A 13,618-nucleotide genomic window follows, 5' to 3' on the forward strand; every position below is an offset into this window, starting at 1 on the left:
CATCATGAAGAATTTCACTGCCCTGTTCATCCGCCGGCCGGTCCTGGCCATCGTGGTCAGCGCGATCATTCTGGTGCTCGGCCTGAAATCGGTGGGTTCCCTGCCGATCCTCGAATATCCGAAGACCGAAAACGCGACCATCACCATCACCACGACCTATCCGGGCGCCGACCCGAGCACGATGGCCGGCTTTGTCACCACGCCGATCGAAAACGCCGTCTCGCAGGTCAACGGCATCGATTACATGACCTCGACCAGCCAGACCAGCACCAGCACCATCGTGGTCAACCTCGTGCTGAACTACAACACCAGCAAGGCGCTCACCGAAATCCAGGCGCAGATCCAGTCGGTCCTCAACCAGTTGCCGAGCGGCACCCAGCAGCCGCAGCTCGTCCTGCAGGTCGGCCAGACCCTCGATGCCATGTATATCGGCTTCAAGAGCGACGTGCTGACCACCAGCCAGATCACCGATTACCTCACCCGCATCGTCCAGCCCCAGCTTCAGTCGGTGCAGGGGGTCCAGGCCGCCACCATTCTCGGCGCGCAGAACTACGCCATGCGGATCTGGCTGGAACCCAACAAACTCGCGGCTTACGGCCTCACCGCCAGCTCGGTGTTCACCGCGCTGAGCGGCAATGATTTCATCAGTGCGCTCGGCAACACCAAAGGCACGATGACGCAGACCTCGCTGACCGCCTCGACCAGCCTGCACACCGCCGCCGAGTTCCGCAGGTTGATCGTCACCCAGTCCAACGGCGCCATCGTGCGTCTGGGCGATATCGCCCGTGTCGAGCTTGGCTCGAACACCTATGATTCCGAAGTCGCCTTCGATGGTAAATCCGGCGTCTATATCGGCATCGAAGTCGCCCCCGGCGCCGACCTCCTCACCGTGGTCGATGCCATTTCCAAAAAATTTCCCGGGATCAAGGCGCAGCTACCCTCCGGCCTTCAGGGTTCGATCGTCTATAACTCCGCCGAATTCGTCAATTCCTCGATCCACGACGTGATCGCGGCCCTGATCGAGGCCCTGCTGATCGTTATCGTCGTGGTCTTCGCCTTTCTCGGCACCCCGCGCTCGGTGATCATTCCGGTCGTCGCCATCCCGCTCTCGCTCATCGGCACTTTCGCCGCGATGGCGATGCTCGGCTTCACCATCAACCTGCTCACCCTGCTCGCGCTGGTCCTCGCCATCGGGCTGGTGGTGGATGACGCCATCATTGTCGTCGAAAACGTCAACCGCCATCTCGACATGGGCGAACCCCGCATCCAGGCCGCGATGAACGCCGCCGGCGAACTCGGTGGCCCGATCATCGCAATGACGGTGGTGCTCGCCGCGGTCTATGCCCCGATCGGCTTTCAGTCCGGCCTCACCGGTGCGCTGTTCACCGAATTCGCCTTCACCCTGGTCGCCGCCGTCACCATCTCGGCGATCATCGCCCTGACGTTATCGCCGATGCTCTCCTCGCGCATGCTTCGCCATATCCCGCGCGAGGATCACGGCTGGGAAGCAAGGCTGGTCCATTTCATCGACCGGCGGTTCGGCGAGGTCCACCGTATCTACATGCGCCTGCTGCGCGGCAGCCTCGCCACCCTGCCGGTCACCCTCACTTTCGGCCTGATCATCCTGTGCAGCATCTATTTCCTCGCCGCCGGCTCGAAGAGCGAGCTTGCGCCGCAGGAGGATCAGGGCGTGGTCATCATGTCCTCCACCTCCGCCCCGAACGCGACGCTCGACCAGAAAGTGATGTGGGGCAAGGAGGTCAACCGCCTGATGCTGACCCATAAATCGGTCGCTCACACCTTCCAGTTCGAAACCACGACCTCCTCGATCGGCGGCATGGTCCTCACCCCGTGGGACGACCGCACCAAATCCGCCGCGGTGCTCCAGAAGGAAATCCAGGAACAGGTCGATGACAACGTCGCCGGCCAGCAGGTCGTCGCCTTCCAGCCGCCATCGCTGCCTGGCTCGCAGGGCCTGCCGGTGCAATTCGTCATCAAGACCACCGAACCCTTCGGCGCGCTCAACACGGTGTCGAAAAAAGTCCTCGCCGCCGCGCTCAAGACCGGCAAATTCATTTTTCTCCAGTCCGACCTGAAAATCGATCAGCCCCAGTCCACCGTGGTGATCGACCGCGCCAAGGCCGCGACGCTCGGCCTCACGATGAGCCAGGTCGGTGCAGCACTCACCCAGGCGCTCGGCGGCCTGTACGTCAATTACTTCAGCCTCGACGACCGCTCCTACGAGGTTATCCCGCAAGTCTCGCAATCGAACCGCCTGAACTCGTCGCAGTTGCTCGATTACCCGATCACCTCGGTCAACGGCGTGCCGATCCCGCTCAGCGCGGTCGCCCACATCACCAATCAGGTCATCCCGGAATCGGTCAACCACTTCCAGCAGCTCAACTCGGCCACCATCCAGGGCGTCGCCGCCCCCGGCGTCTCCCAGGGCGAAACCGTCACCGTGCTCGACAGAATTGCCAAAAAACTCCTGCCGCCCACCGGCTACGACGTCGATTACGGTGGCCCGATGCGCCAGTTCGTCGAGGAACAGAGCGGCTTCCTCGGCACGTTCGGTTTCGCCGTCGTCGTGATCTTTCTCGCTCTCGCGGCCCTGTTCAATTCGTTCCGCGACCCGCTGATCATTCTCGTCTCGGTCCCGATGTCGATCGCCGGGGCGCTGATCTTCATCTATCTCGGCTTCGGCCTCAGCCTGAACATCTATACCGAGGTCGGCCTCGTCACCCTGATGGGCCTGATCAGCAAACACGGCATCCTGATCGTCGAGGTCGCCAACGAAGCCCAGATCGCCGGGATGACCAAGCGCGAAGCTATCGAACACGCCGTCGGCATCCGGCTCCGCCCCATCCTCATGACCACCTCGGCGATGGTCCTCGGCGTCGTGCCCCTCATCATCGCGACCGGTGCCGGTGCCGCCGCCCGCTACAATATGGGCATGGTCATTGCCACGGGCCTCGCGATCGGAACCCTGTTCACCCTTTTTGTCCTTCCTGCCGTCTATCTCCTCATCGGCCAACGCCATGTCAGAGCGGCGGATGTCCAGGGGCCGGTCACCACTGGAATCGGGACATGATGGTGGTGGGGCGGCAGGCGTAGCGGGTCATTTCGGCGGCGAGTGCGGCGTCGGAGGCGTGGGCGATGATGCCGGTGCGGGTGAGCACGCTGTTGCAGCCACGGGCGGCGGCACCGGCGACATCGTGTTCGATACTGTCGCCGACGCCGAAAATGCGCGGACGCGGGATGCCCGGAAGCAGGGCGAAGGCGGCGCGGTAGAGGCGGGGGTAGGGTTTGCCGTACCAGCGGACGTGACCACCCGCGTTGCGATAGGCTTCGGCGAGGGTTCCGGCACCGGGATGGAGTTGCCCTCCGGCGAGCATGAGCCTGTCGGGGTTGGTGCAGACCAGCGGGATGTTGCGGGCGATCCCCGGCCGGATGCGGTCCCACAGCGTGTCGTAGCCATAGAGGTCGGTCTGCGAGCCCGCGAGCATGATGAGGTCGGCGGACTCGACGGTATCGACCGGTTCGATGTCGAACCCTTCGAGAATGTCGAGCGAGGGGTCGCGGGCGAGGAGCAGGATGCGGCAATGTTGCCGCAGGCAGGGCAGCGGGTCGGCGCGCAGGTCGGCCCAGCCGACTTCGCCGGAGCAGAGCGACGCGTCGTAGCAATCTGTGGTGAAGCCCATGGCGGCGAGGCGGGCATCGTTATTGGTGGCGCGGCGGCCCGAGTTGGACAGGAGAATGACTTTCTTGCCGGCGCTGCGGATGGCGTGAAGGGTTTCGATGGCATCCGGATAAGGGTGTTCGCCGTCGTGGATGGTGCCGAACTGGTCGATCAGGAAGGCGTCAGCATCTTCGCTGAGGGTGTCGAGGCCGGGGATTTCACTGGTCCGGCCCAGAAACGGGTTGGCCGTATCGGGTAATGGTTCGCCGTGGGCCGTGTCATCGGGTTTCATGCGGTATCCCGTCTCGTGATGCCGATGCGCGCGAGGCGTGCGGTGCCGACCGCGGCATCGGTCTGCGGAGCGGGAGCAACCGGGACGCCGAGGATACGGGAGCGCAGCGCGGTCCAGACGGGATTGATCGCACCACCCCCGACCGTAAGGACACGGCGCAGCGGCGGCGCGCCGAGTTCGGCGAGGCGCTGGTAGCCGAGGGCTTCGATCCGGGCGAGGCCTTCGAGCATGCCGTGGAGGAAGCGGGCATCGTCATCCGGGCGGGGGGTGAGCCGGGGTTGCATTGCGGGATCGTTGATCGGGAAGCGCTCGCCCTGGGCGGGGAGCGGGTAGTAATCGAGGCCGGAATCCTGGGTCGGGTCGATGGCGCGGCTGAGTTCGGCGATCCCGGCGGGGGTGAAGTGTCGGGCGAGGATGGCCGCACCCGCGCTGGAGGCCCCGCCGGGCAGGAAGTTTCCGAGCAGCCGGTGGCTGTAGATGCCGTAATCGGGGGCAAAGACCGGCTGGTTCGACAGGAGTTTGATCGTGAGGGTGGAGCCGAGCGCGGTGACGCCATCGCCCGGCTGATCGGCCCCGGTGGCGAGAAACGAGGCGCAGCCATCGGTGGTGCCGGCGATCAGGCTGGTGGCGGGGTCGAAGCCGAAGCGCGCGGCGATGGCGGGGTCGATCGGGGCGAGATTGGTGCCGGGTTCCACCACGTGCGGGAGGGTGGCGGTGAGGCCCAGTCGGTCGATCCAGCCGGGCCAGGTGCCGGTGATGGGATCGTAGCCTGATTTCAGGGCGTTGTTGGCATCCGAGACGCCGAACGGCCCGCCGAGGCGGCAGGTGATCCAGTCCGCTTCGTGCAAGGCGTAACGCGGGCTCGTGGCCGGAGGCAGGTCGAGCAGCCGGGCGAGCGGCGAGGCGTTGCCGTGGGCGGCACTGTCGCGCGGGGCAATGGCCGCGATGCGGGCGACCGAGTCCGGGGTGGCGCGGTCGCTGTAGAGCGTGGCGGGGCCGATCGGCGTCGCCTGATCATCCGTGACGATGAGGGTGCCGGAAGTGCCGTCGATCGCGATGGCACGGATCGCCGGCATATAAATATGGGCCCGGAGCGCATCGAGCGCCGCGACGACGCCCCGCCAGATCGCTGCGGGATCGCGGCGATGCTCCGGCGCGATCCGGGCCGTGCCCTGACCGTGAATGGTGTCGCCCCCATCGATCGCGATGGCGCGAATGCCGGACGTGCCGAGGTCGATGCCGAGGGTGAGGAGGGCGGGCATCAGCGGGCGGGGGAACAGGAAAAGGGAGGGAAGGGCTTCTTTTTTGAAAAAAAGAAGCAAAAAACTTTTTTGAGTTGGGGCACAGCCGGTTTCGAGGGCGCGGGCCAGATTAAAGAGAGTTTTTTTGCTTCTTTTTTTGCAAAAAAAGAAGGGCTTTGCTTGCCTTCCCTGTTCAACATGGATGCAGCGCCGATCGTGCCGCAACGCAGCGCCGGATTTCCGCTTCGAACGATATATCGGCGATGGTCAAGCAGGGGTTAATCCTTCGATCGTGGGTCGCTATCGTAGCAATCGAGGGTGGGATCGCCAAGAAGGCCCGATTGCAGGGCGCCGTCAGGGGCGTCCCTTTCGTGTCGACCGGAAAAACGAAAGGTCAGGAGGCGGTGCCTCCTGACCTGTGCTGAAAACCCGTGGCGGGCTCAGCGCCCGGTCATGATCCGTTCGAACAATTGCTTCACGGTGGGGATGAAGCCGTTGGAATAGAACGGGTCGGTCGCGAAGCGGTAGCCGTTATGGCCGCTGAACATCAGGTTATGATCGACCGAGGCGGGGTTTTCGCCGTCATGCGCGATGTCCTGCAGGGTTTTCTGGATGCAGAAGCTCCGCGGGTCGGCTTTCTTGCCGGTCGAGAAATCGGGCTCTTCCTGCGACCAGTTGGAGAAGCGGCAATGCGACAGGCAGCCCATGCAGTTGACCTGATCGAGACGGATGGCCTCGGAGGCTTCGGGGGTTTCGAAGATCAGGGTCGAATCCGGGGTGCGCAGGGCTTCGGTGAAGCCTTCGCGCTCCCAGCCGCGCACGCGCGCCAGATCGGGCGCGGTGAGCCATACCGGGCGTTTGCGCGGGCCGACGCCGTATTCGGCGGTGTGGGCGCCGACCGGTTCGGTGGTGTAGGCGACCTGTCGCTCGGAGCGGGCGCGCAGCCCCTGGATGAACTCGTTGTTCACCGCGCTGGAATAAAAGCCGGTGGGCGAGAAACGGTTGAGGAAAATGTCACCTTTTTTCAACGTGAGGAGTTTTTGTTTCCAGACCTCGCTGATCGGGCTTTCGCGGGTCAGCAGCGGGCGGGTGCCGAACTGGAAGGCGATCGGGCCGACATCGGGGTTGTCGAGCCAGTCCTCCCATTCCTCCAGCCACCAGACGCCGCCGGCCATGATGATCGGCGTGGCATCGAGCCCGAATTCGCGCATCTGCTTGCGCAGCGCGATGACGCGGGGCAGCGGGTTTTCCGGGCGGGTCGGATCTTCGGAGTTGGAGAGGCCGTTATGGCCGCCGGCGAGCCAGGGGTCTTCATAGACCACGCCGCCCATCAGGTCGGCGGCCTTGTGGTAGGCGCGGCGCCAGAGGGCGTTGAAGGCGCGGGCGGAAGAGACGATCGGGTAGTAATGGACGTTGAAGCGCGCGGCGATTTCGGAGAGCTTGTAGGGCATGCCGGCACCACAGGTGATGCCGTTGATCAGCCCCTTGGCCCCTTCGAGAATGCCGTTGATCACCCGTTCGGCCCCGCCCATTTCCCAAAGGATATTGGCGTGGATCCGGCCCTGGCCGCCGGATTCCTCGTGGGCGCGCTGCGCCTGGGCGATGCCGCCGTCGATCGCGTAGGCGACGAGTTCCTCATGGCGGGCGCGGCGGGTGCTGCCGTGATAGAGCTGCGGAATGGCCCGGCCGTTCTCATCATACGCATCGGCGTTGACCGCGCTGAACGTGCCGACGCCGCCGGACGCCGCCCATTGACCGGCGGACAGCCCGTTGGAAATCGCGACGCCCTTGCCGCCCTCGACCAGCGGCAGGACATCGATTCCGCCCATACGGATCGGGTTGATCGTTTTCATGCTCGGGGCAACCTGTTCATCGCGCTGCGAAATATCCTGAAGTTTCAGACGGTTTGTAGCGGTACGCACGGAAAGTGGCCAATGCGGCACCACGTGGCCCCGTGGCCCGTGATACCGGATGCAGCCCGCGATACTCACGATCGGGGTTGCCGCATCTGATCAGATATGGGGTGCCGCGACATTGCATCACCTGCGTCCCTCTCACATCCTTTACGGCGTTTTAGCACGATCTGGAGGCGTCAAACAGCGCCGATCGCAGGGTCGATAGGGGATTTCGTCACGATTTGTCCATACCGGGCGCCGCGCGATACCGCTGCCAGCCCGCGCGCCGCAGGTCGCAGGCCGGGCAGGCGCCGCAGCCATAGCCCCAGTCATGCAGGGTCGTGCGGGTGCCTTTGTAGCAACTATGGCTGCCGACCCGGATGATCTCGATCAGAGCGCCGCCGCCGAGGGTTTCGGCCAGATGCCAGGTGGCGGCCTTGTCGCGATACATCAGCGGGGTGTCGATGGTGATCGACCGGTCGAGCCCGAGGCCGAGCGCGGTCTGCATCGCGCCCATGGTATCGGACCGGCAGTCGGGGTAGCCGGAATAATCGGTCTCGCACATGCCGCCGACCAGCACACCGAGGTCGCGCCGGTAGGCCAGCGCGGCGGCATAGGTGAGAAACAGCAGGTTGCGGCCCGGAACGAACGTGTTGGGCAACCCGGCCTCTGTGGTGGCAATCTCGATATCCGCCGTCATCGCCGTCGCACCCAGCGCGGCAAGGGCGGGTTCGATATCGAGCATGTGGTCGGGACCGAGCTCGCAATTCCAGGATTTGAGTCCTGAAATGCCGTCCCGAAGCGGGATGCGGCATTCGAGTTCCACGGCGTGGCGCTGGCCGTAGAAGAACCCGATGGTCTCGACCCGGTCGTAGCGGTCGAGCGCGTAGGCGAGGCAGGTGGCGCTGTCCTGCCCGCCGGAGAACAATACCAGGGCGGCCTGATGGGTCATCGTCTCCCATCTGCCGTGCCTGCCCGCCGAGAGCAAGCCTCGGCGGGGGAGCGCGGGCTCAGACCTTGATGTGTTCGGCTGCGAATTGCGCGAGCACGAGACCGATCGCGGGGATGCGGCCGGAATTGGCGATGAACATGTCGCGGTAGCGCATTTTCAGCTGGTAGGGCACGCGGCCGATTTCGAGCACCTCGTCCTTGCCGCCGAACCAGACGTTCGAACGGATATAGAAGGCTTTGCCCGCGCCCATATCGCCGATGCACATGACCACCGGTTCCAGTTTCTGGTCGGCTTTTTCGGCGCTCAGATGGCCGAGATCCTTCGCGATCTGCATCGCGACGATTTCGGCTTCCTGATGCCCGATCGCGCCGAGTTTCGGCACCGTGACCGCCGCGCAGTCGCCGGCGGCGAAGACGTTGGGGTATTTCGGGTTGCGCATCAGCAGGTCGGTGATGATGAAGCCCTGATCGTCGGAAATCGGCAGGCCCTTGAGGAAATCATGGGCGACCCAGTCGGGCAGAAGGATTTTCAGCTCGGCATCGATGGTTTCGCCATTGGCGAATTCGATGGTGGTGGCGGTGAGTTTTTTGATGTCCTGAACATTGTTCTTGTATTTCATGCCCATGCCGCCGGCGAGCCCGAGGAATTTTTTCACAATCTCCAGGCCGGCATCCTCGGCGATGGTCTCGCCGGGGGTGAAGATGGTGATCTGCTCGGGGCCACCGGTTTTCTGTTCGCCCATCCACGTCGCCATCGACATCGCAAGTTCGAGCGGCGGGCCTTCGCAGGCGGCGAGGGCGTTGGGGATCGAGCCGCCCGGATAGGGCGCGAGGCCGTCCGCGCCGTTGCCCTGATGGAATCGCGCCGACCCGATCGCGACCGGGCCGCCCTTGTAGCCGCCGTCATAAAGGTACCTGCTTACCCATAAACCTCCGCCAGTTTCAGCAGTCTGTATGGCATTGGCGGGGCGTGGACGACGGCGTATCCGAGCCTTGGGATCATGCTGGCGAGATCGTATCGGCGATTATAGCGGTACTCGAATTCGGCGAGATATCGCGGCGTGTGTTTGCTGCTGATGGCCCGGTAGGTGCCGACGATCGCGGACTTGATGTTCCCAAGGGTTGTGTTGACCCATCGGAACACCGGGTGACGCGCGGCTTCGGCACCGCCTCCGGTGACGATTGCCTGATGCGCACACCCGGCGTCGGTGACCCGATGAAAGCAGGCCAACCCGTCACTGACCACATTGCAGGCGGGATCGAGACTGCGCAACGCGAAACGCGAAATCTCCTGGCCGGTGAACCCCGCGACCCGGCGCAGTTTCAACTGGACCGCCTTGCCGTCTTCGGTCGTCTCGACCGCCGCGACAAACGGGGTTTTGCCTGGCGCGCCGCGTCCTCGCTTACCACCGGAGCGCTGACCGCCGAGAACCGCGTCGTCGATCTCGATCCGCCCTTTCAGACGTTTGCGTCCGTCACGCTCCATCATCGCCTGCTGCAGCTTGTGCTTGAGCATCCACGCCGTCGTCTGGCGGACACCGAGGCGTCGGCCGAGCTCGATCGAGGAGATCCCCTGTTTGCTCTGCGTCATGTGGTACATCGCCCGGAACCACGTACGCAGCGGCAATTTCGTCGCAGCGAAGATCGTTCCCGCGGTCGGCGAGGTCTGCCGACGGCAGCGCGTGCATTGAAACAGCCCCCGCGATGTGTGGATGCTGTGCGACGTCCCACCGCAGACCGGACAGGAAAAGCCGTTCGGCCACCGCAGCTTGATCACCACCGCCCGGCATTGCTCCTCCGTGCCGTAAAGCCCGTCGAATTCAGCCTCGCTCAGCCCTTTCTGAAATTGCACAGCGTTGCGCGCCATCGAAACCTCCAGATCATATCGCTATGTTCCCGTTTCGTACCGCAGAGAAATCGGCGGATCAAGATGGGTAAGCAGGTAAAGGTATTTGCGGAGTTTTTCACCGTGATAGAGGTCGCTGACGGTGTGGCCGTATTCGGCGAAACCCTCGATCCGGTCGAACGAGAGGCGGTTGCCGAGCGCGATGACCAGATAATCGTAGGTCAGCGTTTCGGTCTCTTCGCCGGAGCGCTCATTGGGCACGAAGGTGACCGATTTCGCATCGACGTCGATCGCGCCGATCTCCGCCTGAATGAACGTGACGTCGGATTTCTTCAGGATCGGGCGGATCGGAACGATCTGGTGGTCCGCCGGGTTGCGGTTGGCGAACACGTCGGCGGGAATGTTCGGGATGAACAACAGATAGTCGCGCCGGTCGATCAGGGTGATCCGGACCGCATCGCCGCAGAGGCGTCGAACATCCTGCGCCGCCGCGAGGCCAGCGAAATTACCGCCGAGGACGAGGATATGCGGCTGGCCCTGGTGCGTGTCGTGATCCGGCATGGGTGATCTCCTATTTGATACGCTCCTCAATTGGGCGGTGCGGGCCGGTAGATCAATTCGTTTCACGACGATGATATAATGATTAGCTTAAATGTCGCTTTTGTAATCATGATGTCGTGATCCGGCCCGGACCGCGCCCCCTTGATCGATCGGGCAGGCGGTGCGATTCGGGGCTATGGAGTGGGGTATGGATCTGAGTTTCAGCGAAGCCGAGATCGCCCGCTATTCGCGCCATATATTGTTGCGCGAGGTGGGCGGGACCGGGCAGGCGAAGTTGCGCGCGGCTTCGGCATTGATCGTCGGGGCGGGCGGGCTCGGCAGCCCGGCGGCGCTGTATCTCGCGGCGGCGGGGATCGGGCGGATTTCGATCATCGATCACGATACGCTGGAGCTTTCCAACCTGCAGCGCCAGATCGCACATTCGATGGCCTCGATCGGCCAGGGCAAGGCCGCAAGCGCGGCGGGGGCGATGCGCGGGATCAATCCCGAGATCGATGTCACACCGATCGCCGGGCGCATCGGGGCGGATAACGTGGCGGATCTGGTGGGCGGGCATGACATCGTGCTCGACGGCACCGATAATTTCGCAACCCGGTTTCTCGTGGCGGATGCCTGCGTGCGGGCGCGGGTGACGCTGGTTTCCGCGGCGGTGCTGCGGTTCGAGGGCCAGATTTCGACGTTCAAGCCGCATGCGGGGCCGGACTGCCCGTGCTACCGGTGCCTCTATCCCGAGCCGCCGCCCGAGGGGATGGTGCCGAGCTGTTCGGAAGCCGGGGTGCTCGGGCCGGTGACCGGGGTGATGGGCTGCCTGCAGGCGAGCGAGGCGATCAAGGAAATCCTCGGCATCGGCGTGTCGCTCGCCGGGCGGCTGCTGTTGTGGGATGCGCTGGATATGCGGTTCCGGATGATCGGGGTGCCGCGCGAACCCGGCTGCGCGGTCTGCGGCGGGCAGGCAACACCATGAAATGGCAGCGCGCCGCCGGGCTGATGCTGCTCGCCTTGATGCTGGGCGGGTGGCACGCGGTCAATCCCGGCACCGGGCCGGGACCGGGCAAGGGCAGCGCCACCGGCTGGCCGGTGCCGCGCTTTGCCAGCCTGCGCTCGAACGAGATCTATATGCGGGCGGGGCCGGGGTTTCAGTATCCGATCATCTGGGTCTACCACCGGTTCGACCTGCCGGTGGAAATCACCGGCGAATTCAACGTGTGGCGCCATGTTCTGGCGCCGGATGGCGGGGTGGGCTGGGTGCACGAGGCGTTGCTGCACGCGGTGCGCAGCTTCATCGTGATCGGCGGGCGGCACACCATGCGCGCCGCCCCGCGCGCGGATGCCGCACCGGTCGCCTATCTCGATAAAGGTGTGATCGGGCTGATCACGTCATGCCGGCAGGATGCAAGCTGGTGCGCGGTGGAGGCCGGCCACCGGCATGGCTGGCTGCGCCGGGCGGATTTCTGGGGCAGCTTCCCCGGTGAGGCGATCAAATAAGCGCGCCGAAATAAACGGAGTTTTCCACAGATATCTCGACTCCAGGCCACAACAATATATTGAGTGCCGCAGGCAAATGCCCTACTCTATATTGTATCAACCATGAGGACATGGCCATGGAATGGACAGACGACGCAATCATCCGGCTCCGCAATCTATGGGATGAGGGCCTGTCCACCGCCGAGATCGGGCGGCGGCTGAGCATCTCGAAGAATTCGGTGGTCGGCAAGGCCCACCGGCTGGAACTGCCGGCCCGACCCTCGCCGATCCGGCGCGATCCGGCGGCGGCTGCGGTGCGGGAACCCGCGCCGCGCCGGGTTTCCGGCCCCACCCTGCCGTCTCTCGCCGCCCCGGCGGAACCGGAAGCGCCGCGCGTGGTCGCCCGGGCAATGCCGCCGGTTTCAGCCGAGGCGCCATCGGATCGGGCGCCGGTGCCGCGCCCCTCGACCCCGGCGATGCGCCCGATGCTCGCCGCTGTAAGCGGAAACACAAGCGGGCCGCAACCCGTCCGGCTTGCGCCGCGCACACCTTCGTGCTGCTGGCCGATCGGCGAGCCGGGCACCCCGAATTTCCGCTTCTGCGGCGATCCGGCCCTGGCCAACAAACCTTATTGCGGCCCCCATGCCGAAATCGCCTATGTGCGGGTTCGCGACCGGCGTGAGGATGTCGCCTGATCGGCCCGGCGCGCGGCATGAGCCCTTGTTGCCTGTTGCGCAAGGGCTACAACCCAGGCTCGTGATCCGCTGGCCCGCCTGATCGGGCCATTGCTACTTGCATGCGGGCGGTGCATCCCCCACAACATGGCGGCGTCCACGAATTTGTGAGGCGCGGAAGCCTGCTGCGGGGGTGCCGTGGCCCGGCGCCGGTGACCGACAGGAGATGCGTGCGTCCATGAGCGATACTTTCAAGACAGGTCGGGCCGACCCGCTCGCCGCGAGCAGCCTCGATGCCGATGCGGTGCGCGCGGCGTATCGCCGCTGGGCGGGCGTTTACGACAATGTGTTCGGCGCGATTTCCGGACCGGCGCGCCGGGCGGCAGTGGCGGCGGTCAATCGCGCGCCGGGGCTAAATGTGCTGGAGGTCGGCGTCGGCACCGGTCTCGCTCTGCCGCTCTACCGCAGCGAGAAGCGGATTACCGGGATCGATCTCTCGGCCGAAATGCTCGACCGCGCCCGTATCCGGGTGCGCGAGCAAAGTCTTTCCAATGTCGATCACCTGCTCGAACTCGACGCCGAGGATACCGGGTTCGAGGCTGACCGGTTCGATATCGCGGTGGCGATGTTCGTCGCCTCGGTGGTGCCGCATCCGCGCAAACTGGCCGATGAGCTGCGTCGTGTGGTTCGTCCGGGCGGCACCATCCTGTTCGTCAATCATTTCGCTGCCGATGGCGGGCCGGTCTGGTGGGTCGAGCGGGCGATGGCGCCGGCCTCGCGCGCGCTGGGCTGGCATCCCGATTTCACGATCGACCGGCTGATCGCGCCGGACGACGCGACGGCGCTGGTGACGACGAAAATGCGGCCATTCGGTCTGTTCCGGCTGGTTTCGATGGTCAATCCCGCCTGAATCGTGAGATCGATCACCTTTTTCGGTCAGACCTTGATCCACACGGAACAGTGAGATATCACCAACATTGAATACGGGTGAAGTTCACGTAATCGCTTCGTCCGT

The 13,618-nt window shown here is 64.5% G+C and carries 12 protein-coding genes; 5 read left to right on the top strand and 7 right to left on the bottom strand.

The genetic code is table 11. From position 1 onward, the window contains the following. Nucleotides 1-4 precede the first annotated feature (4 nt). A complete protein-coding gene (locus SIL87_RS03915) occupies nt 5-3,091 on the top strand; it encodes an efflux RND transporter permease subunit (RefSeq protein ID WP_319612902.1) in 3,087 nt (1,028 codons plus the stop codon). Here the strand turns inward: SIL87_RS03915 and SIL87_RS03920 are convergent. The 7 genes from SIL87_RS03920 to SIL87_RS03950 form a co-directional block, all read right to left on the bottom strand. Then, a complete protein-coding gene (locus SIL87_RS03920; RefSeq protein WP_319612903.1) occupies nt 3,069-3,971 on the bottom strand; it encodes a TIGR01459 family HAD-type hydrolase in 903 nt (300 codons plus the stop codon). The genes SIL87_RS03915 and SIL87_RS03920 overlap by 23 nt on opposite strands. Further along, nucleotides 3,968-5,233 carry an FGGY-family carbohydrate kinase gene (locus SIL87_RS03925; RefSeq protein WP_319612904.1) on the bottom strand — a complete coding sequence of 422 codons (1,266 nt, stop codon included), beginning with the start codon at nt 5,231-5,233 and terminating at the stop codon, nt 3,968-3,970. Before SIL87_RS03925 ends, SIL87_RS03920 begins: the two co-directional genes overlap by 4 nt. Nucleotides 5,234-5,652: 419 nt before the next feature. After that, nucleotides 5,653-7,065, bottom strand: coding sequence for an NAD(P)H-dependent flavin oxidoreductase (locus SIL87_RS03930; RefSeq protein ID WP_319612905.1), 1,413 nt, complete (start codon nt 7,063-7,065; stop codon nt 5,653-5,655). A 277-nt stretch (nt 7,066-7,342) separates the two neighbouring features. After that, nucleotides 7,343-8,059: a 7-cyano-7-deazaguanine synthase QueC gene (gene queC / locus SIL87_RS03935; protein ID WP_319612906.1), complete on the bottom strand. Its 717-nt coding sequence runs from the start codon at nt 8,057-8,059 to the stop codon at nt 7,343-7,345. Between the two features lie 58 nt (nt 8,060-8,117). After that, the gene (locus tag SIL87_RS03940) at nt 8,118-8,819 is read right to left on the bottom strand and encodes an NAD(P)/FAD-dependent oxidoreductase (RefSeq protein WP_319612907.1); all 702 of its coding nucleotides are present in this window, start codon (nt 8,817-8,819) and stop codon (nt 8,118-8,120) included. A 158-nt stretch (nt 8,820-8,977) separates the two neighbouring features. Then, nucleotides 8,978-9,925: an IS1595 family transposase gene (locus tag SIL87_RS03945; RefSeq protein ID WP_319612908.1), complete on the bottom strand. Its 948-nt coding sequence runs from the start codon at nt 9,923-9,925 to the stop codon at nt 8,978-8,980. Between the two features lie 21 nt (nt 9,926-9,946). Continuing rightward, nucleotides 9,947-10,465 (bottom strand): NAD(P)/FAD-dependent oxidoreductase, encoded by a 519-nt coding sequence (locus SIL87_RS03950; RefSeq protein WP_319612909.1) that lies wholly within the window; start codon nt 10,463-10,465, stop codon nt 9,947-9,949. Between the two features lie 187 nt (nt 10,466-10,652). Between SIL87_RS03950 and SIL87_RS03955 the strand changes: the two genes are divergently transcribed. From SIL87_RS03955 to SIL87_RS03970, 4 genes are all read left to right on the top strand, one after another. Further along, a complete protein-coding gene (locus tag SIL87_RS03955) occupies nt 10,653-11,429 on the top strand; it encodes a HesA/MoeB/ThiF family protein (protein WP_319612910.1) in 777 nt (258 codons plus the stop codon). Beyond that, nucleotides 11,426-11,950: an SH3 domain-containing protein gene (locus SIL87_RS03960; protein ID WP_319612911.1), complete on the top strand. Its 525-nt coding sequence runs from the start codon at nt 11,426-11,428 to the stop codon at nt 11,948-11,950. The genes SIL87_RS03955 and SIL87_RS03960 overlap by 4 nt, the downstream gene beginning before the upstream one ends. Nucleotides 11,951-12,066: 116 nt before the next feature. Then, on the top strand, nt 12,067-12,624 hold the full coding sequence (locus SIL87_RS03965) for a GcrA family cell cycle regulator (RefSeq protein ID WP_319612912.1): 558 nt from the start codon (nt 12,067-12,069) through the stop codon (nt 12,622-12,624). A gap of 217 nt (nt 12,625-12,841) precedes the next feature. Next, on the top strand, nt 12,842-13,513 hold the full coding sequence (locus SIL87_RS03970; RefSeq protein ID WP_319612913.1) for a class I SAM-dependent methyltransferase: 672 nt from the start codon (nt 12,842-12,844) through the stop codon (nt 13,511-13,513). Nucleotides 13,514-13,618: the final 105 nt, after the last annotated feature.

The organism is Acidiphilium acidophilum (assembly GCF_033842475.1).
Taxonomy (GTDB): Bacteria; Pseudomonadota; Alphaproteobacteria; order Acetobacterales; family Acetobacteraceae; genus Acidiphilium; species Acidiphilium acidophilum.